This window comes from Mesorhizobium sp. M0106, from assembly GCF_040322715.1.
Taxonomy (GTDB): domain Bacteria; phylum Pseudomonadota; class Alphaproteobacteria; order Rhizobiales; family Rhizobiaceae; genus Mesorhizobium.
Genome location: NZ_JAMYUA010000001.1, coordinates 132,379 through 153,237, shown reverse-complemented (window position 1 = coordinate 153,237; position 20,859 = coordinate 132,379). Strand labels below are relative to the sequence as shown.

Sequence of the window (20,859 nt, the reverse complement as noted above, 5' to 3'; positions counted from 1 at the left end):
AGGAGGTGACGGTAAACATCAAGTGAACGTTGGCCGCACAATCCTGATTTGGCTGGCGCTTCGGCGGCTGGACATGCGGGCGGCGAGGTGGCACTTTCCCATCATGATGCATTGGTATTCCCGGGTTCGTTCAAATTGAAAACGGCAGCCGAGGATTTTTCGGTCGTTCCACCCTTCGAAATCCGATCGGGCGCCGAACAGCGCGTTCCCTTCCTCTTCAACTCGCCGCATAGCGGCCGCTACTATCCGGACCGGTTCATGGCTATGGCCAAGCTGGACCGCAACGCCATCCGCCGCTCCGAGGACTGCTACGTCGAGGAATTGTTCGGCGGCGCCGTCGCGCTCGGAGCGCCGATGCTGGCGGCAAACTTCCCGCGCGCCTATCTCGACGTCAATCGGGAGCCGTGGGAACTCGACCCGCGCATGTTCGCCGAACCGGTGCCGTCATTCTGCAACATCCGCTCGGCGCGGGTGGCCGGCGGGCTCGGCACCGTGCCCAAGCTGGTCGGCGAGGGGCTCGACATCTATTCCGGCCGCTTGCCGCTGGCGGAAGCCGTGGCGCGCATCGAAGCGGTCTACAAGCCCTATCACGAGACGCTGAAACGGCTTTTGACCAGAACCCATGCGCGCTTCGGCTACGCCGTGCTGATTGACTGCCACTCGATGCCGGCAAGCATAAGGGTCGGCGACAGCGGATTGCGGCCGGATTTCATCGTCGGCGACCGTTTCGGCATCTCGGCCGCGGCGGCGTTGACCGAGACGGCGATCGGCCTGCTCACCGGCATGGGCTACAGCGTCGCCCACAACAAGCCCTATGCCGGAGGCTTCATTACCGAGCACTATGGCCGCCCCGTGCGCCATCTGCATGCGCTGCAGATCGAGGTCAATCGCGGGCTCTACATGAATGAGCGGACGTTCCAGAGATCGGCTGGTTTCGACGCACTGGCCGACGATCTAGCGCGGTTTTCGGCCGAACTGATGGCGATGCCCGATCACAATTTCATGGATCTGCCGCTGGCCGCCGAATAGCCGCGGAATCGCGGTACCGCCGCTCATGCGGCAGCGTAAAAAAAGACCGCATCGTTTGCACGACACGGTCGAAGTCTAGGGAGGAAACGCCCAAGGAGGGCATGGACAGGAACCCCTGTCCGAGAACAAACGTATTGTGCGCTGCACAAATGTCAAGGCGCGTTCCGGCTTTTTTAATTCACTGTGAAGTGGAAACTGCATTTCCATGACGGCGGCGTTGCATTCGAGCAACAGTTGGCACCATGCGAAAGGCTCCGAACGCCCTTGTTCGGCATAAATCCGTAGGCAAACGGGTATCTCCAAACATGCTGGAGCGGGAGAATCAGTTGGACATCAACATCGAGTTCATGCGGCGCATTGCGCGTGCCGCCGCAGCCGAGACCTTGCCGCGCTTCCGCAACCAGGGCGCGGTCACCAACAAGGAGCGCGGCAGCTTCGACCCGGTCACCGAGGCCGACCGCGAGGCCGAGCGCGCCATCCGGGCGCTGATATCAGCGCAATACCCCGATCACGGCATTCTCGGCGAGGAACATGGCAGCGAAAACATCTCCAGCCGGCATGTCTGGGTGATCGATCCGATCGATGGAACGCGCGCCTTCATTTCCGGCCTGCCGGTATGGGGCACGCTGGTCGGGCTGACGGTCGACGGCGATGCCGTCGCCGGCATGATGTCGCAGCCCTTCACCGGCGAGTTGTTCTACGCCAATGCCTCCGGCTCGCATTATGAAGGTCCCGGTGGCTCCCGAAAACTCGCTACGCGCAAGACGACGAATCTCGCCGAGGCGACGCTGTTCACCACCACGCCGGCGCTGTTCAAGGGAGACGCGCGCCTGCGCTACGACCTGTTCGAGCAACAGGTCCAGCTCGCCCGTTACGGCACCGACTGCTATGCCTTCGCGATGGTGGCGGCGGGCAGCGTCGATATCGTTGCCGATCCCGGATTGAAACCGTACGACATCGTCGCGCTGATCCCGATCATCGAGAAGGCAGGCGGCGTTGTCACCACCTTCGAAGGCGGGCCGGCGGAAAACGGCGGCGACATCCTGGCGGCGGCGACACCGGAGCTGCACGCAGCCGCGATGGCGGCGCTGCGCGGCTGAGCATCCGGTGCACCCACGCGTCTGTTTTGCGCAAATCCGACGGAAACCGCGGTACGGTCCTAAAGCAAATCGCGTCGCGTTCGAGTGAACTCATGTGACGCGCTTGTTTTATGCATGTTATCGCAAAACCGCTGCGCGACATGCATTAGCTGTCGGCAGGCCAAGCGTCCGAGAGACGCAGGCCCCACAAAATGAGCACGAAAGAGATGAGGCCGGTCGGCGCGGACGAATACGCCACACCTTTGATCACAGCTTCCTGAAAGGCACTTCCGTGGAAGGCTCCGGCCGCCAACGGCATAGTCTCGTTGCCGGCCGCCCAGGCGCTGGCGATCACGTAGGCGGCCAGGATCGCCGAAGCCGAATAGATCAGCAGCCAGAAAGCAATCCGCGACGTCGCCGCGCCGAGATTGAGCCTAGACCATGTGAGGCCTAGACCCAGCAAGAGAACGCCCTCCAGGGCGCTGAGCGTGTGCGCGGACAGTCCGAGCCGCGGTGCGGCGAGATACGGTATTGCAAACCCTTCGAATGACGAAAACAGCAGCAGCGCGACGCCAATCTGCAGTAGCCGATGCCCCTGACGTGACAGCGTATTCGATGCGTTCATGGTCGTTTTTCTCCCGGCGAATGGCCTCCATTCTCTTTGGCAGCAACCTAGCGCTCGATGCCTTAACGGGAATAAGGGGGCACGCTGCGTCGGACAAGCGACCCGTGCGGGCTTTGTTGGCGGGCGCCGGCGAAGCGGTCAAACAGCGTCGCCGGTTCCGGGGATGAAGGCATCGAATGCCGCAAGCAACTGCTCGCGATAGAGGTCGGCTTCCTGGAGAATCTCATGGCGGGCGCCGTCGATCATCACTAGCGAGCCGACGCGCAGACGTCTCGCATAGGCTTCGACTGCCCTGGTCGAGACGACCTGGTCGGCGCCGGCGGCGATAATCAGCAAGGGCACCTGGATCTTGGCCATGAAATCGGGGTCGCTGACGATCAAGGACGCCTCGGTGGCCGCCTTCAGCCAGCGGATCGTCGGTCCGCCGAGCGCCAGCTGCGGATAGGTTTCGTAGATCAGCGTGTTGCGCCGATAGCGCGCCGGGTCGCTGGTCAGCTTGTTCATGGCGAAGGGCACTGATTCCTTCGGTCGCGGACCCCATGCGGCATAGAGCCGGCCAAGGCCGAGAAGGCAGAACAGCGAACAGGTGCGGCGAACGGTTTTTATCGAAACCGGCAGGTCGGGCACGGTGAAGAATGGTGCGATCAGCACCATGCGGCGCACGCGGTTCGCCATTGAGGGCGCGGCGAGCAGCGCGATCACCGCGCCGGCCGAATGGGCCAGTATGTAGTAGGGTCCTCGGCAATCGGGCAGCACGATCTCCTCGAAGAACTGCTCCAGATCGCCGGTATAGTCGAAGAAGCTCTGGACGTAGCCGCGCTGTCGGTCGCCGATCATCCGGTCGGAAGCGCCCTGGCCGCGCCAGTCGAGGGTTGCCACGCCAAAACCCCGGTCGGCAAGGTTGCGAATGGTCTCGAAATACTTCTCGATGCATTCGTTGCGGCCGGTCAGGACGACCACGGTGCCCTTCATCGGACGGCTAACCGCGGCAAACAGACCATAGCGGATCTTCTTGCTGTCGCGCGTGGTGAAGAACCCGCCGGCTGCGTTTTCCGGCAGCGGATTGCCCGGAGTCTCATGGAAAGGCGGCGTCTGGTGGAAGAGATCGGTCATACGGTGTTTGGTTTGGGATCGGTGCCGGCATGGGCGCAAGTTAGGCATAGACGCCCATGCGCCAAAAGCAAAGGAATTCGGGACGCCGGAGGTCGACCGAGGCAGCGAAGAAATAAGGCCGGAAGCAGCCTTGGGCGTACTTCCGGCCTCTGTCGACCCGGGAGGAAGGGACGTTACACCCGGTTCGGCCTCGTCGTGTCGCCTTTTCCGGCGACCTGTTCGTGATCTCGAGAACAGTTTTAGTGCCGCCTGGCTGAACGCTCGCCGAAGCCACGGTTCATCTGCCGTTCATCGGCATCGGGACGTGGGCCGGGACCGGTCGCGTTCGGACGCGGGAAAATCTTGAAATGCCGTCGCCGGCTTCCCAAATTTGTCATGCGGTCGCCAATGTCGGGGCCGCTGGCCAATCCGGAACGCCGTCACGGGTTTCGCACCGGCCATACGCAACCTTGTTGCTCAACAGGAGAACACACCATGCGTCACGTTGATTTTTCCCCGCTCTACCGTTCGACCGTCGGTTTTGACCGGCTGTTCACCATGCTCGATTCGCTTGCGCAGCCGGAAGGCCAGACGTATCCGCCTTACAACATCGAGCGCACGGGCGAGGATGCCTATCGCATCTCGATGGCTGTGGCCGGCTTCTCGGAAGATGAGATTTCGATCGAAGCTCACCGCAATGTGCTGACCGTCAAGGGTGAGCGCAAGGAGGAAGGCAATGGCGAAGGCTCCGAACTGCTCTATCGCGGTATCGCCAGTCGAGCCTTCGAGCGCCACTTCCAGCTTGCCGATCACGTCGAGGTTGTCGGCGCCGCGCTGAAGAACGGCCTGCTCTTCGTCGACCTCAAGCGCAACATCCCCGAAGAGCTGAAGCCGCGCAAGATCGCGATCACCTCGGCTCCGGCCAAGGCCAAGCAGATCGAGGCCAAGACTGCCGCCTAAGCCAGGCAGCTTAACTCCGGGACGCCAACTCCCCGGGAAGAAAGGGCGGTGCAGCAATGCGCCGCTCTTTTGCTGGTGGGCAAGGCTTGCTATCCGGCGAGCAGGTAGCCGAAACGGTCGACCTCGTCGGGCGTGGTCGCGAAGCTGGTGACAAAGCGATAGAGCGCTTCGTCTTCGCCAATGTAGCCGTCGTAGCCGAGCGGCCTGTGCCAGTCGTGGAAGGCCGCCCCTGCCGCTTGCATTCTTTCGGCCTCGGCCTTTTTCATGACTGCGAAGACCTCGTTCGCCTGCGGCAGCCAGGCCAGCCGGGCCGAAGGGGAATCTTCTATCGCCGCGGCAAGCCGTGCCGCCATCGCATTGGCGTGCCGTGCTGTGTCGAGCCATAGCCCACCCCTGAAATAAGCATCGAATTGCGCGGCGATGAAGCGCGATTTCGAGAACAGCTGGGCCGCGCGCTTGCGCAAAAAGGCCAATTCCTTGGCTCGCTCGAGGTCGAACAGCACGATCGCCTCGGCGCACCAACAGCCATTCTTGGTGCCGCCAAAGGAGAGGATGTCAACGCCATGCTTCCAGGTCATTTCGGCCGGCGTCGTTTCCAGCGCGACGAGCGCATTGGCAAAGCGGGCCCCATCCATGTGCAGCGGGAGTCCATGCTGCTTTGCGATCGCCGAAATCCTGGCGATTTCGTTCAGCGTGTAGACGGTGCCGACTTCGGTCGACTGGGTGATCGAAACGGCAACCGGCCGCCCGGAATGGACGTTTTCGGGTGCGAAATGGTCCACCGCCCGTTCCAGATGGCCGGCATCGATCCTGCCGAGTGCGCCTTCGACTGTATAAAGCCGCGAACCGCCGGTGAAATATTCCGGTGCACCGCATTCGTCCTCGATGACGTGCGATTCGCGATGGCAGAAGGAAATGCCGCCTGGCTTGTTATAGGTAGTCAGCGACAGCGAATTGGCAGCGGTGCCGGTGGCGACGAAAAACACCGCGACCTCGCATTCGAAGATTTCATTGAAGCGCTGGTAAACGGCCTTGTCGAGGGCACCGTCGCCATAGGCGGTGGAGAAGCCGTCGGCATGGGCCGACAGACCGGCAGCGATACGGGGATGGGCGCCTGCCCAATTGTCGGAAGCGAAAATCATGCGTCTGCCTATGCTGGGGAAATCGATGCGAGCTTGGCCGCTTTCGCATGCCGGCCGCAAGTGGCAGATGCCGAAAATCCGCTAAAGCCAGCGAAACGCATGAGCGTATATGCAGCGACTGAAGGCTACGCTGACACGGCGTTCCGCGCAATTTTCTGTCGCGAAAGCTTCAAGAATTTTGTGAATCGGTCTTGTGTGCATCCAAAATTTCTGTCATAAAAATTTAGGACAGTAGTGCTGTCTTATTTTGTCGCACAAAACTGGCCGCATTGGCATATGATTGCGCCTCTGCGGCATTGCCGCGAGCGACAGCTAGACAGTCTGGCTCCAGCCTGTACGAATACCATATGCGAACGATGCGGAAAGCCGCACGGTCGGCAAGAATTTCGCAAGACGTGCCGCAAGATTGAAAGGGGAGCCACGCGCTTCCCGACGGAAACCAGCGCCCGAAGGGGACGGAACGGAGGACAGGACGATGACGGACATGACGCCATCTGCGACGAAGGCCGCGCAGACGAAAGCGGCAGCCGTCAAAAATCCGTCCCTGACCAATATTGGGCGAACCAGCACCGGCTATGCCGCGCACGGCCTCTATGATCCGCGCAACGAGCATGATGCCTGCGGCGTCGGCTTCATCGTCAACATGAAGGGCGTGAAGTCGCATCAGATCGTCGAGGACGGCCTTGCCGTGCTCGAAAACCTGACGCATCGCGGCGCCGTCGGCGCGGATCCGCTGATGGGCGACGGCGCCGGCGTGCTGGTGCAGCTGCCGGACCGCTTCTTCCGCGAGGAGATGGCCAAGCAAGGGGTCGAACTGCCGAAGCCCGGCCACTATGCAGTCGGCCATGTGTTCATGCCGCGCGACCCGGAGCTGCAGGCGCATATCGAAGGCATCATCGCCGAGGTGGCGCAACTCGAGGGCCAGCCGCTGCTCGGCTTTCGCGACGTGCCGGTCGATAATTCATCGCTGTCCAAGGCGCCCGACATCGCCGCTTCCGAGCCGGTGCACCGACAGGTATTCCTGGGCCGCGGCGCCGAGATCGAGAACGACGACGATTACGAGCGGCGGCTCTACATCCTGCGCAAGGTCATTTCCGGCCGTATCCACGAAGAGACCAAAGGCGTCGACAACGGCTTCTATGTCGTCTCGATGTCGTCGCGGACCATCGTCTACAAGGGCATGTTCCTGGCCTATCAGGTCGGCGCCTACTACAAGGACCTCACCGACCCGCGTTTCGAGACGGCGCTGATCCTGGTCCACCAGCGCTTCTCGACCAACACGTTCCCGTCGTGGAAGCTGGCGCATCCCTACCGCATGGTCGCCCACAATGGCGAGATCAATACGCTGCGCGGCAACGTCAACTGGATGGCGGCGCGGCAGGCCTCGGTCGATTCCGAACTGTTCGGCAACGACATCTCGAAGCTGTGGCCGATCTCCTATGAAGGGCAGTCGGACACCGCCTGCTTCGACAATGCGCTCGAATTCCTGACGCAGGGCGGCTATTCGCTCGCCCACGCCATGATGATGCTAATCCCGGAAGCCTGGGCCGGCAACAAGCTGATGGGTCAGGACCGCAAGGCCTTCTACGAGTATCACGCAGCCCTGATGGAGCCGTGGGACGGGCCAGCGGCGGTTGCCTTCACCGACGGCCGCCAGATCGGTGCCACGCTCGACCGCAACGGGCTGCGGCCGGCGCGCTACATCGTCACCGATGATGACCGCGTCATCATGGCCTCGGAAGCCGGCGTGCTGCCAGTGCCGGAGGAAAGGATCGTCAAGAAGTGGCGGCTGCAGCCCGGCCGCATGCTGCTGATCGACCTGGACAAGGGCCGCATCGTTTCCGACGAGGAAATCAAGTCGGAGATCGCGACCAGGCATCCCTACAAGAGCTGGCTCGCCAACACACAGCTCATCCTCGAGGATCTGAACCCGGTCGAGCCGCGCGCCCTGCGCAGGGATGTCTCACTGCTCGACCGCCAGCAGGCGTTTGGCTACACCCAGGAGGACACCAAGCTGTTGATGTCGCCGATGGCGACCACCGGCCAGGAAGCCGTCGGCTCGATGGGTACCGACACGCCGATTTCGGCAATGTCGGACAGATCGAAGCTGCTCTACACCTATTTCAAGCAGAATTTCGCACAGGTCACCAATCCGCCGATCGACCCGATCCGCGAGGAGTTGGTGATGAGCCTGGTGTCCTTCATCGGGCCGCGGCCCAACATCTTCGATCTTGTCGGCAATTCGCGCCGCAAGCGGCTCGAAGTGCGCCAACCGATCCTGACGAACGGCGATCTGGAGAAGCTGCGCTCCGTCGGCCACACCGAAGACCGTTTCGACACCAAGACGATCGACATCACTTACGGTTCGAATGAAGGCGCGGCCGGCATGCAGGGCGCCATCGACCGGCTATGCGAGCGCGCCGAGGCGGCGGTCGCCGGCGGCTACAACATCATCATCCTTTCGGACCGTCAGCTCGGCCCGGATCGCATTGCCATTCCGGCACTGCTGGCGACTGCGGCCGTGCACCATCATTTGATCCGCAAGGGATTGCGCACCTCCGTTGGCCTCGTCGTGGAATCCGGCGAGCCGCGCGAGGTGCATCATTTCTGCTGTCTCGCCGGCTACGGCGCCGAGGCGATCAATCCCTATCTCGCTTTCGACACGCTGCTCGACATGCACAAGCGTGGCGAATTGCCGGCGGAGGTCGATGCCTACGAAGTCGTCTCCCGCTACATCAAGTCGATCGGCAAGGGCATCCTCAAGGTGATGTCCAAGATGGGCATCTCCACATACCAGTCCTATTGCGGCGCGCAGATATTCGACGCCATCGGCCTGAAGTCGGACTTCGTGCAGAAGTACTTCACCGGCACGGCGACGCTGATCGAAGGCGTCGGGCTGGACGAGATCGCCGCCGAAACGGTCAGCCGCCACACCGACGGCTTCGGCAACGACCCGGTGCTGCGCAACAGCCTCGAGGTCGGCGGCGAATACATGTTCCGCATGCGCGGCGAGGCCCATATCTGGTCGCCCGACGCAGTGGCGACCTTGCAGCACGCCGTGCGCCAAGGCTCGTGGGAGACGTTCAAGGACTATTCCGCCCAGATCGACAGCGAGACGGCGCAGGCGCAGACCATTCGCGGCCTGTTCAAGATCAAGCTTGCGCAAGAGACCGGGCGTAAGAAGGTCACGCTCGACGAGGTGATGCCGGCGGCCGATATAGTCAAGCGCTTCTCGACCGGGGCGATGTCCTTCGGCTCGATCTCAAGGGAAGCGCACACGACGCTGGCGCGCGCCATGAACGCCATCGGCGGCAAGTCGAACACCGGCGAGGGCGGCGAAGAGGCCGACCGCTATCTGCCACTGCCGGGCGGCGGCAAGAACCCCGAACGCTCGGCGATCAAGCAGGTCGCCTCGGGACGCTTTGGCGTCACGGCGGAGTATCTGGTCAATTCCGACATGATGCAGATCAAGGTCGCGCAAGGGGCGAAGCCAGGCGAGGGCGGCCAGCTGCCGGGTCACAAGGTCGATGCGACCATAGCAAAGGTCAGGCACTCGACGCCGGGCGTCGGCCTGATCTCGCCGCCGCCGCATCACGACATCTATTCGATCGAGGATCTGGCGCAGCTCATCTACGACCTGAAGAACGTCAATCCGGCGGCCGACGTATCGGTCAAGCTGGTCTCGGAAGTCGGCGTCGGCACGGTTGCGGCCGGCGTCGCCAAGGCGCGTGCCGACCACATCACCATATCAGGCTATGACGGCGGCACCGGTGCCTCGCCGCTGACCTCGCTCAAGCATGCCGGCAGCCCGTGGGAGATGGGCCTTGCCGAGACGCACCAGACGCTGGTGCTCAACGGCCTCAGGTCGCGCGTCGCGCTGCAGGTCGACGGCGGCCTGCGCACCGGGCGTGACGTCATTATCGGCGCACTGCTCGGCGCCGACGAGTTCGGCTTTTCGACCGCGCCGTTGATCGCGGCCGGCTGCATCATGATGCGCAAGTGCCATCTCAACACCTGCCCCGTCGGCGTCGCGACACAGGACCCGGTGCTGCGCAAGCGCTTCAAGGGCACGCCCGAGCACGTCATCAACTTCTTCTTCTATGTGGCGGAAGAGGTGCGGGCGCTGCTTGTCGAGATGGGCTACACCCATCTCGACCAGATCATCGGCGACACCGACCTTCTGGAAAAGCGCGAGCTGATCCAGCACTGGAAGGCACGCGGGCTCGACTTCAGCAAGATGTTCTACAAGCCCGATGCGCCGCACGAGGCGGTGCACTGGACCGAGCGGCAGAAGCATCCGATCGACGACGTGCTCGACCGCAAGCTGATCGAACTCGCAAAGCCGGCGCTCGAAGCCAGGCAGCCGGTCAGTATCGAACTGCCGATCCGCAACGTCGACCGTTCGACCGGCGCCATGCTGTCGGGCGAGGTGGCAAAGCGCTTCAAGCACAAGGGCCTGCGCGAGGACACGATCTCGGTCAAGCTCACCGGCACGGCCGGCCAGTCCTTTGGCGCCTTCCTGGCGCGGGGTGTCTCGTTCGAACTGGTGGGCGCTGCCAACGACTATGTCGGCAAGGGCCTGTCGGGTGGCCGCATTGTCATCCGCCCGCCGGAGAACACGAAAATCGTTGCTGCCGAGTCCATTATTGTCGGCAATACCGTGCTCTACGGCGCAACCGAGGGCGAGGCCTATTTCTGCGGCGTTGCCGGCGAGCGTTTTGCCGTGCGCAATTCGGGTGTCGCCGCCGTCGTTGAAGGCGTCGGCGACCATGGTTGCGAATACATGACTGGCGGTATCGTCGTCGTCATCGGCCAGACCGGCCGCAACTTCGCCGCCGGCATGTCGGGCGGCGTCGCCTATGTGCTCGACGAGGCGGGTGATTTCGCCGAACGCTGCAACATGGCGATGGTCGAGCTGGAGCCGGTTCCGGAAGAGGACGACCTGATGGAAAAGCTGCTCCACCATGGCGGCGATCTCGACCATAAGGGCCGTGTCGACATATCCGGCGATATGACCAGCCATGACGAGGAGCGGCTCTACCAGCTGATCTCCAACCACGTCCACTACACCGGCTCGGTACGAGGTCGCGAAATCCTCGACGACTGGGCGACTTTCCGGCCGAAATTCCGGAAGATCATGCCGGTCGAATACCGCCGCGCGCTGATCGAGATGGAGCGGATGCGCATGAACGTGGCGGCGGAATAGATTTGGAAATTGCCGGGAGGCCATGCGTCCCGGCAACCACCTTCATCAACAATCCTGACCTCGGACTGAAGGTTGCCACAGCTGCCTTATGAGGTTAACGGGTGCGTCGCCAGGCGTGCCTTCCGGACAGCAGGGACTGGACTATGGGCAAGGTAACAGGATTTCTCGAGATCGACCGGCAGGTGCACAAGTACCAGCCGGCTTCCGACCGCATCCGGCATTTCCGCGAGTTCACCCTGCCGATGTCGGACAAGGAGGTCGAGAAACAGGCCGCGCGGTGCATGGATTGCGGCATTCCGTATTGCCATGGACCGACCGGCTGCCCGATCCACAACCAGATCCCGGACTGGAACGACCTCGTCTACAATGGCGACTGGGAAAACGCGATCCGCAACCTGCATTCGACCAACAATTTTCCGGAATTTACCGGCCGCATCTGCCCCGCACCTTGCGAGGAAGCCTGCACGCTGAACCTCGAGGATATTCCGGTCGCCATCAAGACGATCGAGCAGGCGATTGCCGACAAAGCCTATGAAACCGGCCATATCCGGCCCTATCCGCCGGAACGGAAGACCGGCAAGCGCGTCGCGATCATCGGCTCGGGGCCGGCAGGCATGGCGGCTGCCCAGCAACTCGGCCGCGCAGGCCATGACGTTCACGTCTATGAGCGCGAGAGCCGGCCGGGCGGGCTGATGCGCTACGGCATCCCCGATTTCAAGATCGAGAAGCATTATATCGACCGGCGCATCGAGCAGATGCAGGGCGAAGGTGTCAGCTTCCATTGCGGCGTCAATGTCGGCGTCGACAAGCCGGTCGCCGAACTGCTCGCCGAATATGATGCCGTGCTCTATTGCGGCGGTTCCGAAACGCCGCGCCCGGCCAACATCCCGGGCGACGATCTCGACGGCGTGCACGACGCCATGCCCTATCTGGTGCAGCAGAACAAGCGTATCGGCGGCGAGCCGATCCAGTCGGTCGCATGGCCGTCGCGCCCGATCGTCGCCGGCGGCCAGCATGTCGTCGTCGTCGGCGGCGGCGACACTGCCTCAGACTGCGTCGGCACCGCCTTCCGCCAGGGCGCGGTGCGCGTCACCCAGCTCGACATCCGGCCGCAGCCGCCGGAAAAGGAAGACAAGCTGTCGGTCTGGCCCTACTGGGCGACCAAGATGCGCACGTCATCGTCGCAGGCCGAAGGCGCCGAGCGCGAATTCCAGGTGGCGACGCTTGAATTCATCGGCGAGGACGGCCAGCTGACCGGGGTCAAATGCTGCGAGGTCGACGAAAAGCGCAAGCCAATCGCCGGCACCGAATTCGTCATCCGCGCCGATCTCGCGTTCATCGCCATCGGCTTTGCCGGGCCAGCCGCTCGCGGGCCGGTCTCGGAACTCGACGGGCAGATGAAGATCGTCACCGACAGCCGCCGTTCGAAGAATGTCGAGGCCAATGACCGGGACTACAGGACCAGCGTCGAAAGGCTCTATGCGGCGGGCGACGTGCGGCGCGGCCAGTCGCTGGTCGTCTGGGCGATCCGCGAGGGCCGCCAGGCGGCGCGCGCCATCGACGAGGCGCTGATGGGATCGAGCGTGCTGCCGCGCTGAGCCAGTTCCGAAGAGGTTCTGTTTACTGGCGGATCGCCGTCGTCGTATCGGATGCGGCCGCCGTCGCAGGTTGTGTCTTGGGCGGCCAGGAGAAGTCATCGGCGCGGCCCGGTGAGGCGTCGGGCGCCTTGCCCTCGACGATCAGCCTTTCGCCCGGCAAATTCTTGTCAGCTTTTGCCGGCGGGGCGGCGCCGAGAAGTTCCGAGCCGCCGTCCAGCGCCGGATCGCTGAGCAGCATCGGCGCGGTGCGATCGACAGCTATCGGTGCGGCAGCAGGTGACGGCGCCTCGACGGGAGCGCCGGCCGGGGCAGACGCTGTCACCACGCTTCCCGGCGCGGCCAGCCCAAGGATCTTCATCAGCGGCTTTTCGGTATAGAAGGCGAGCTTGCGCTTGCCGGCCTTCGACATGTTGATGCCGTCGTCGGAGCGCAGGCGCACCGATTGGCCGTTGATGTCCGGTCCGCTGGTGATGAAGGCGCCGTTCTCGTCGACGAACCCGTCCCAGACGTCGACGAATTCGCCGCCGTGGCTTTCGGCGGACGAGCGGAAGATGTCGTTGAAGGCCAGCATGTCGGAGGTCATTTTCGAGACCCGGAAGGCCGGCATGCCAACCCACAGATACGGCACCTTGGTTGCTGCGATGGCCTTGCCGAACGCTTCGGTCCGGCGCTCGTATTCCTTGGTCCAGTTTTCGGATCGCGGCTGCTCGCGCACATCGCCGACGCGCATCTGCTGCCGGTCGTTGGATCCGAGCATGACGACAACGGCTGCCGGTTTTTCGGCGGCGATCAGCGACTTGACCTGGCCTGGCCAGTTGTAGACATCGTCACGCACGAAGCCGGACGATCCGTTGGCACGGATGACGATCCTGACGCCAGTGTTCTCGGCAAAGGCGGCGTCGAGCCCCTCAGCCAGCCCAGACGCCATGAAATCGCCGACCACCAGAACGACGCGTGCATCCGGCGCCTTCTCGGCCACCGGGGTTGTCGGCTCGGCCGGCGGCGGCCGGCGAACTGACCGGGGCTTTCTCAGCTTGGGCCTGGGCTTTGTTCTCTGGAATTCTCTCTGGAATTCGGGCGGCGGCTGCTCAAACCGCTCGCTTCTGCGCGGAAACAACAGGTCGCGCAGCGACCAGCCACGACTTTCCGGCTCCTGCGCCATGGCCGAGGTATGAAAGGCACTGGCTGCGCCGACTGCCAGAACGGCGATCGCCAGAACCACGATCGGCACGCGACGAACGATTAACCGGATGCGCGCAGCCGAAACCAATCACCCTCTCCATCCCGCAACCGGCTCTAGTTCTGCCTGAGCCATTTGAGCACTTCCTTGCTCGGATACCCGTCCTGGGTCAAGCCAGCCTTTGCCTGGAAGGCCATGATGGCGGTTTTCGATCCGTCACCGATCTTGCCGTCGAACTTGCCGTCGTAATAGCCGTGCTCGGAAAGTCGCTTCTGAAGCTCCTGCCTTTCCTCGAAGGAGAGCTTGGTAAACGGTCGCTTCCAGTCCTGCACAAGCCCGCCATAGCCGGCGATTTCGTCGGCAAGAAGGCCCACGGCGAGCGCATATTTGTCGGCATTGTTGTAACGCTTGATGACGGAGAAATTCTTGATCATCAGGAAGGCTGGCCCGCCGCGGCCGCCGGGCAGCTTCAAAGTCGCCGTGTCCGCACCGTTCTTGAACGGCTTGCCGTTGGCACGGGTGACGCCCAGCGCCTGCCATTGCGACAGCGACTTCGAGCCTCCGGGCAGCTTCTTGCCGTCCGGAAGGCTGACCTCATAACCCCAGGTCTTGCCTGCCTGCCAGCCGTTCTTCCTCAGCAAATTGGCGGCTGTCGCCAGAGCGTCGGGAATCGAATTCCAGATGTCGCGCTTGCCGTTGCCGTCCATATCGACCGCATAGGACTGGTAGCTGGTGGGGATGAACTGGGTATGGCCCATCGCGCCGGCCCATGAGCCGCTGAGATGGCTTTCGTCGATGTCGCCGGTCTGCAGGATCTTCAGCGCCGCGATCAGTTGGGTGCGGGCAAATTTCGCTCGCTTCGGGTCGGCATAACCAAGCGTCGCCAGCGAGCGCACCACATTGCGCATGATATTATCGCGCTTGAGGGTTTCGCCGTAGTTAGATTCCATAGACCAGATGGCCAGCAGGATGTAGCGGTCGACGCCGTATCTTGCCTCGATCCTGTCCAGCCAAGGCTTCCATTTCCTTGCCATCTGCTGGCCGACGGCGACCGACTGGTCATGGACGCGGTTGTCGAAATAATCCCAAGCGGGTGCGGTGAATTCGGGTTGAGTACGGGCCTTTTCCAGCACCACCGGGTCAGCATCGTTGATGCCCTTGAATGCCTGGTCGTAGACGGAGCCGGAAACGCCGCTCGCCACGGCGGTAGCACGGAAGCTGGCGACCCATTGGCGGAAGCCGGCATCGGCAAAAGCCGACCCGCTGGGCATGAGCAAGGCAAGCGAGAGGCTGGCGGCCGTCAGGACGCTGGTGAAGCGCCTTGCGGCGTTGCGAACGGACATCTTTTCCTCCTTCTTCATCTCAGGAAGACTATTCATCGCCGAACCCGGTTAGCATTTGGTTTACCATAGGTGCCGTCCGGGGTGAAAAGATGCGTCAATGCTTTACCAGCTGAGATTTCTGACCCGCCGTTCAGTAATCCTCGATTTCGGCATGAAAATGTCTCGAATCGGGATTGCCGAACAGGCATGCAAATGGATAATTGGCACATGAAGAGAGTTCGCAAGGCAGTGTTCCCGGTTGCCGGTCTCGGCACGCGCTTTCTCCCCGCCACCAAGGCCATTCCCAAGGAAATGCTGACGGTCGTCGACAGGCCGGTCATCCAGTATGTGGTCGATGAGGCGCGCGAAGCCGGGATCGAGCATTTCATCTTTGTGACCGGCCGCAACAAGGCGGTCATCGAGGATCACTTCGATGTCCAATTCGAGCTCTACGACACGCTTGCGCAGCGCGGCAAGGACGACCAGCTCGCCCGCCTGCAGCGGCTGCAGCCGGCGCCGGGGCAGACCAGCTTCACCCGCCAGCAGGTACCGCTCGGCCTTGGTCACGCCGTCTGGTGCGCGCGCGAGCTCGTCGGCGACGAGCCCTTTGCGCTGCTGTTGCCCGACATGATCATGCAGTCGGAAAAAAGCTGCATGAAGGACATGGTCGAGCTTTACGCCGAGACCGGCAACAACATCGTCGCCGTGCAGGAATGCGATCCGGCCGAGGCGCACAAATACGGCATTGTCGGCCGCGGCGAGGCCGCGCATCACGGTTTCCGCATCTCCGGCATGGTGGAAAAGCCGAAGACCGGCACGGCGCCGTCGAACCTCTACATCAACGGGCGCTATATCCTGCAGCCGGAGATATTCAAGATACTCGAAGGTCAGGAAAAAGGCGCCGGCAACGAGATCCAGCTCACCGATGCAATGCTGAAGCTGCAGAAGCAACAGCCCTTCTACGGCTACCACTACCGCGGGCGAACGTTCGACTGCGGCTCGCCCGAAGGCTTCGTCGAGGCCAACGTTGCCTTCGCACTGTGGCGCAGAGACATGAATGCCAGCATGGCCGGTGTCATTCGCACGCTTCTCGACGAACTCGCGCCGTCAGAACGCCGCGGCGTAGCCTTGTAGTTTCAACACCGGTTGCCGCGCTGATCGGCTAAAGCGCGCCGCGTTCGACCGGCCTCATGCGACGCGCTTTAGGTTCTTGTTTTACGCAAGTCGTTATCGCAAAACCGCTGCACACTTTTGCGCGACATGCATTTAGCGCTGCAACTTCAAGCCGACGAAGATACTGTTGGCCGTGTAGTCGCGCCCAACCAGGTTGCTGGTCAGTTTTTCAGTCCTGGCGCGGGTGGTGAGCCCGGTGTAGCGGTTCAGCCACCACGTCAGCCCAACCTCGGCGCTCAGCGTCAAATCATGATCGTCGGAGCCGGTATAGTCGCGCCATTCAAGGCCGAGAGCGGCATTTCCGGTCAGGTTGGCGCGGATCTGCCGCTCGCCGGTGAGGCTGCCGGAATAGAGCATGTCGCCGCTTTCGCCCGCATTCGTCGTGTTCTCGGCGGTCGTCTGTGCGGTGAGCCCGATCGTGGTGCCGCGTTCCGGCGACCATTTGAGATCGGCATTGACCGTCGCGCCCGAAATAGCCGGCAGGGCATCGTCGTCGATAGCTTCGCGCAGCCAGCCGACCGAGAACTCGCCGGTAAGCTTCTCGCGGAGATCGAGCTCGACGCCGGCCCGTGCGCCAAGCCTGGTCGAGGAGCGCTGGAAGCCGTTTGGATCGACACGCAAATCATAAGCGCGCCGGCCGATCTCGATTTCGGTGAACGGGGTGATGGCAGGCGAGATCTCGTAACCGGTACGCAAAATGGCCGAGTAGAGCGTCGAGTCGCGGCCCTTCTGCGACAGCGATCCGCCCGACGAAAGCTTGGCGTCGCCAAAGATGTCGTGCTCGACCGCGCCGGTCAGCGCGAAGCGCATCTTGCCGGCATCCTTCTCGACGGCGAGACTGCCGTTCACGGTCTGGCGCACCGGCTGGCCAACGGCGCCGACGACCGCGTCCGGCGCCGAGGCCGATTCGGGCAAGGCCTCATAGCCCAGCTTGGCGATGGCGCGCAGATCATTGTCGAGATCGATGTTGAGTGTGCCGTCGACGCGGCCTTGCGCCTCGTGAATGTCATAGCCGGACAAGGTTTCGCGGAAGATGCCATAGCCCTCAACCGTCGCCGAATTCTCCCGCCAGTCGGAGACGGCGTTGAAGCGCAGCGTCGTTTCCGACAGCAAGGCCGGCTTGCCGAGGCTGCTCGAATCGGCGTTTGTCGAAGACGTCAGGCCTTGCTCGAGCGTCGGCCGGATCACGAAGGAGCCGAGCTTGATGCCGGTGGCGGCGAACGGGTCGTCCTCGTTCTTCTTGTCCTGGCCTTCGATGGCTTCGGTGCGCTCGGCGCCGGGGTCGAGCTTGAGCCTCTCGGCGGAATCGATGGTGACGGCACGGCGGTTGACCGTATCCTGCTCGTCTATGGCGGCGGTATCGGTGTCATCGGTCGCCGCCGCGGCTGTAGTCGCGGTTCTCTTGCGCTTCTGGCTGTCAGCGGTCTCGTCTTCGGCGTTGGCCGCATTGGCGGCGTGTTGCGTCGCGCTTGGCCGCCGTCGGGGGGGCGGAGCAGGGTTGTCGGGAAATGGGTCGCCGCTGGCCGCTGGTTGATCGAAAGTGCCGCCGGTTGTGGCCGCCTCGCCCGTGCCGTCGTCAGGCAACGCCCCTTGGCTGGCCGGGCGGTAGGTAGGCAGCGGCGTATTGTCGTTGGCGGTTGCAGCAGCCTGCGCGGCTTGGGTTCCGGCTATGCTCGATTGCCTGATCTTGTACTGCTGGTCGTCCAGGATCGTCGATTCCGAAACCTCGCCGCGCAGCTCGGTTTCCTGGGCGCAAAGCAGTGCCGGCCGCGACAACGCAAAGACACTGGTTGCCAGCAGCAAAGCGCAGACCGCCTTGCCCTTTCGTCCCATTTTGTTTTGAGGCTGAAACCCGGACATCGGCACCACTGCTTGCGCGGCGCACGCGCGCCATACTTACGAAACCGTAAATGGGGATGGTTAACGGAGCGTTGAGGCATGGCCCGTCAGGAGGTTCGGGACGGCAATTCCGTTGGACACGCGCGCGCCGAAGCGCTAATCGCATCGTCCATGGACGTGAAATCCCCAGACAGGAAGCGGCATGACGGGCAGGCCGCGATTGCCTCGGCGCTGAGAACCGTGGCGACGGAGCAGGCCGGCGTCGCGGCACTGGCAGACGCTCTCGAAAACGGGCTGGCCGAGCCGTTCGCACGAGCCGTCGGCATGGTGTCGCAGATCGATGGCCGCGTCATCGTCACCGGGGTCGGCAAAAGCGGCCATATCGGCTCGAAGATCGCCGCAACGCTTGCCTCGACCGGCACGCCGGCCTTCTTCGTCCACCCTGCCGAAGCCAATCACGGCGACCTTGGGATGATCGCCAGAAACGACGCCATAATCGCGCTTTCGTGGTCGGGCGAAAGCCTTGAGCTCAAGGGCATCATCGCCTATTCGAGGCGCTTCTCGATCCCGCTGGTCGCGGTCACCGCGGGTGAAAAATCGGCTCTGGCGCGCGCGGCCGACGTTGTGCTTCTGCTGCCGCGAGCACCGGAAGCCTGCCCGCACGGGCTTGCGCCGACGACCTCGACACTATTGCAAATGGTGATGGGCGATGCGCTGGCCATAGCGCTGCTCGAGGCACGCGGCTTCACCCCGGACCATTTCCGCACGTTCCATCCCGGCGGCCAGCTCGGAGCCAACCTGACGCAGATCCGCGAGATCATGCATGTCGGCGACAGGCTGCCGCTGGTGTCGTCAGGTACCGGCATGCGCGAGGCAATCCTCGAATTGTCGCGCAAGGGGTTTGGCTGCGTGGCCGTGACTGCCGCGGACGGCAAGCTGATCGGCATCATCACCGATGGCGACATCAGGCGCCATATCGGCAGCGATCTCCTGGCAATGAGCGTCGATCAGGTGATGACCAGAGAGCCGAAAATGGCCGCGCCCGACACGCTTGTTGCGACGGCGCTGCAGACGATCAACGACTCGGCTATCACCAGCCTGATGGTGGTCGAAGGCAGGCGGCCGATCGGGCTCGTCCATCTGCACGACCTGCTGCGCATCGGTGCTGCCTAGCGGGCTTCTAGACCGCCTCGACCGTCAGTTCCAGGTCGGTATCAGCGGCGCCCGTCACGCGCACTTGCGTGCCGGCCGGCAGGTCAGGGCCGGAGACGCGCCACAACGTGTCGCCCAGCTTTACGCGGCCGCGCCCGTCCTTGATCGGCTCGGCAAGGGTCGCCGTCCGGCCGACCATCTGTGCGCCGCGACGGTTGAGCAGGGGCTGGTCGGTTTCATCATGGCGCCCGCCCACCAGCCGCTTGCCGACATAGGCCGAGACCAGCGACAGCGCGAGGAAGGCGAGGACCTGGACTTGCCAGGTCCAGAAACCGGCATCCCAGATGAGCAGTGAGACGACGCCGATCAGCAGCGCGGCAATGCCGATCCACAGCATGAAAATGCCCGGCGCGATGACCTCCATTACCAGCAGGACGAAGCCGAGGACCATCCAGCTCCACGGGCCGAGTTCGGAAACAATGCGGTCGAGCATGGCTGTGGCCTCAGGTTTCGCTCGGACGAACGACCGGCGGGCGGGCAGCCTGTCGTGCGGCACCGGCGGTGCCTTCGCTTCGGAAAACTTCCTTGGCGATTTCGCCAATACCGCCGAGCGTGCCGATCAGCGATGAGGCCTCCATCGGCATCAGCACGAGCTTGCTATTTGTCGCTGAGCCGATCTTGGTCAGCGCTTCGGTGTATTTCAGCGCGACGAAGTAGTTGAGCGCCTGCACGTCGCCTTTGGAAATCGCCTCCGACACCACCTGCGTGGCGCGTGCTTCAGCCTCGGCCGAGCGCTCGCGCGCCTCGGCATCGCGGAAGGCGGCTTCCTTGCGGCCTTCGGCCTCCAGGATCTGCGATTGCTTGAGGCCTTCGGCGGCGAGGATCTGCGCGCGCTTATTGCGCTCGGCCATCATCTGTCGGCCCATCGATTCGACGAGATTGGCCGGCGGGTTGATGTCCTTGATCTCGACACGAGTGATCTTGATGCCCCAGGGATGCGCCGCCTCGTCAACGACGCGCAGCAGGCGCTCGTTGATGGCGTCGCGGTTCGACAAAAGTTCGTCGAGGTCCATCGAGCCCATCACGGTGCGGATGTTGGTCATCGTGAGATTGAGAATCGCATTCTGCAGGCCGGAGACCTGGTAGGCGGCCTGCGCCGCGTTGAGCACCTGATAGAAGGCGATGCCATCGACGGCAACGGTGGCATTGTCGCGGGTGATGATCTCCTGCGTCGGAACGTCGAGCACCTGCTCCATCATGTTCATCTTGGCGCCGACACGGTCGACGAAAGGCACGATCAGGTTGAGGCCTGGGTTCAATGTCTTGGTGTAACGGCCAAAACGTTCGACGGTATAATTATAGCCTTGCGGAATTGTTCGGAAGCCCTTGATAAGCACCAGCACGACAAGGGCGACAAGAACAAGAAGCGCGATATCAAAACCACTGAAACCCATTTGGCTCT

General features: G+C 62.9%; 15 protein-coding genes. 7 read left to right on the top strand and 8 right to left on the bottom strand.

The window, feature by feature from the left end; genetic code table 11:
• Window positions 1–87: 87 nt before the first annotated feature.
• The gene (locus NKJ55_RS00680) at window positions 88–1,029 is read left to right on the top strand and encodes an N-formylglutamate amidohydrolase (RefSeq protein WP_352448235.1); all 942 of its coding nucleotides are present in this window, start codon (window positions 88–90) and stop codon (window positions 1,027–1,029) included.
• A gap of 326 nt (window positions 1,030–1,355) precedes the next feature.
• Entirely contained in the window at window positions 1,356–2,129 is a 774-nt protein-coding gene (gene hisN / locus NKJ55_RS00675; protein WP_352448234.1) for a histidinol-phosphatase, read from the top strand.
• Window positions 2,130–2,274: 145 nt separating this feature from the next.
• Here hisN and NKJ55_RS00670 read toward each other — a convergent pair whose 3' ends face one another.
• Window positions 2,275–2,733, bottom strand: a complete 459-nt coding sequence (locus NKJ55_RS00670) for a styrene oxide isomerase (protein ID WP_352448233.1) — start codon at window positions 2,731–2,733, stop codon at window positions 2,275–2,277.
• A gap of 138 nt (window positions 2,734–2,871) precedes the next feature.
• On the bottom strand, window positions 2,872–3,846 hold the full coding sequence (locus NKJ55_RS00665) for an alpha/beta fold hydrolase (protein ID WP_352448232.1): 975 nt from the start codon (window positions 3,844–3,846) through the stop codon (window positions 2,872–2,874).
• 474 nt (window positions 3,847–4,320) lie between these two features.
• Between NKJ55_RS00665 and NKJ55_RS00660 the strand changes: the two genes are divergently transcribed.
• Window positions 4,321–4,785, top strand: coding sequence for an Hsp20 family protein (locus tag NKJ55_RS00660; protein WP_352448231.1), 465 nt, complete (start codon window positions 4,321–4,323; stop codon window positions 4,783–4,785).
• 89 nt (window positions 4,786–4,874) lie between these two features.
• Here NKJ55_RS00660 and NKJ55_RS00655 read toward each other — a convergent pair whose 3' ends face one another.
• Window positions 4,875–5,927 carry a threonine aldolase family protein gene (locus NKJ55_RS00655; RefSeq protein WP_352448230.1) on the bottom strand — a complete coding sequence of 351 codons (1,053 nt, stop codon included), beginning with the start codon at window positions 5,925–5,927 and terminating at the stop codon, window positions 4,875–4,877.
• Window positions 5,928–6,402: 475 nt separating this feature from the next.
• Here NKJ55_RS00655 and gltB point away from each other — a divergent pair, with 475 nt between their 5' ends.
• Both gltB and NKJ55_RS00645 read left to right on the top strand, forming a co-directional pair.
• Window positions 6,403–11,133, top strand: a complete 4,731-nt coding sequence (gltB, locus tag NKJ55_RS00650) for a glutamate synthase large subunit (protein WP_352448229.1) — start codon at window positions 6,403–6,405, stop codon at window positions 11,131–11,133.
• Window positions 11,134–11,276: 143 nt separating this feature from the next.
• Window positions 11,277–12,731, top strand: a complete 1,455-nt coding sequence (locus NKJ55_RS00645) for a glutamate synthase subunit beta (protein WP_352448228.1) — start codon at window positions 11,277–11,279, stop codon at window positions 12,729–12,731.
• 22 nt (window positions 12,732–12,753) lie between these two features.
• Here the strand turns inward: NKJ55_RS00645 and NKJ55_RS00640 are convergent, their stop codons facing one another.
• Together NKJ55_RS00640 and NKJ55_RS00635 are read right to left on the bottom strand one after the other, a co-directional pair.
• Window positions 12,754–14,001, bottom strand: a complete 1,248-nt coding sequence (locus NKJ55_RS00640) for an SGNH/GDSL hydrolase family protein (protein WP_352448227.1) — start codon at window positions 13,999–14,001, stop codon at window positions 12,754–12,756.
• 26 nt (window positions 14,002–14,027) lie between these two features.
• The gene (locus NKJ55_RS00635; RefSeq protein WP_352448226.1) at window positions 14,028–15,254 is read right to left on the bottom strand and encodes a lytic murein transglycosylase; all 1,227 of its coding nucleotides are present in this window, start codon (window positions 15,252–15,254) and stop codon (window positions 14,028–14,030) included.
• Window positions 15,255–15,461: 207 nt separating this feature from the next.
• Between NKJ55_RS00635 and galU the strand changes: the two genes are divergently transcribed.
• On the top strand, window positions 15,462–16,367 hold the full coding sequence (galU, locus tag NKJ55_RS00630) for a UTP--glucose-1-phosphate uridylyltransferase GalU (protein ID WP_352448225.1): 906 nt from the start codon (window positions 15,462–15,464) through the stop codon (window positions 16,365–16,367).
• Between the two features lie 132 nt (window positions 16,368–16,499).
• Here galU and NKJ55_RS00625 read toward each other — a convergent pair whose 3' ends face one another.
• The gene (locus NKJ55_RS00625; RefSeq protein ID WP_502904443.1) at window positions 16,500–18,239 is read right to left on the bottom strand and encodes an outer membrane beta-barrel protein; all 1,740 of its coding nucleotides are present in this window, start codon (window positions 18,237–18,239) and stop codon (window positions 16,500–16,502) included.
• 177 nt (window positions 18,240–18,416) lie between these two features.
• Between NKJ55_RS00625 and NKJ55_RS00620 the strand changes: the two genes are divergently transcribed.
• A complete protein-coding gene (locus NKJ55_RS00620; RefSeq protein WP_023675389.1) occupies window positions 18,417–19,418 on the top strand; it encodes a KpsF/GutQ family sugar-phosphate isomerase in 1,002 nt (333 codons plus the stop codon).
• Between the two features lie 7 nt (window positions 19,419–19,425).
• Here NKJ55_RS00620 and NKJ55_RS00615 read toward each other — a convergent pair whose 3' ends face one another.
• Window positions 19,426–19,890 carry an NfeD family protein gene (locus tag NKJ55_RS00615; protein WP_023675390.1) on the bottom strand — a complete coding sequence of 155 codons (465 nt, stop codon included), beginning with the start codon at window positions 19,888–19,890 and terminating at the stop codon, window positions 19,426–19,428.
• A 10-nt stretch (window positions 19,891–19,900) separates the two neighbouring features.
• Entirely contained in the window at window positions 19,901–20,851 is a 951-nt protein-coding gene (locus tag NKJ55_RS00610; RefSeq protein WP_352448223.1) for an SPFH domain-containing protein, read from the bottom strand.
• Between the last annotated feature and the right edge of the window lie 8 nt (window positions 20,852–20,859).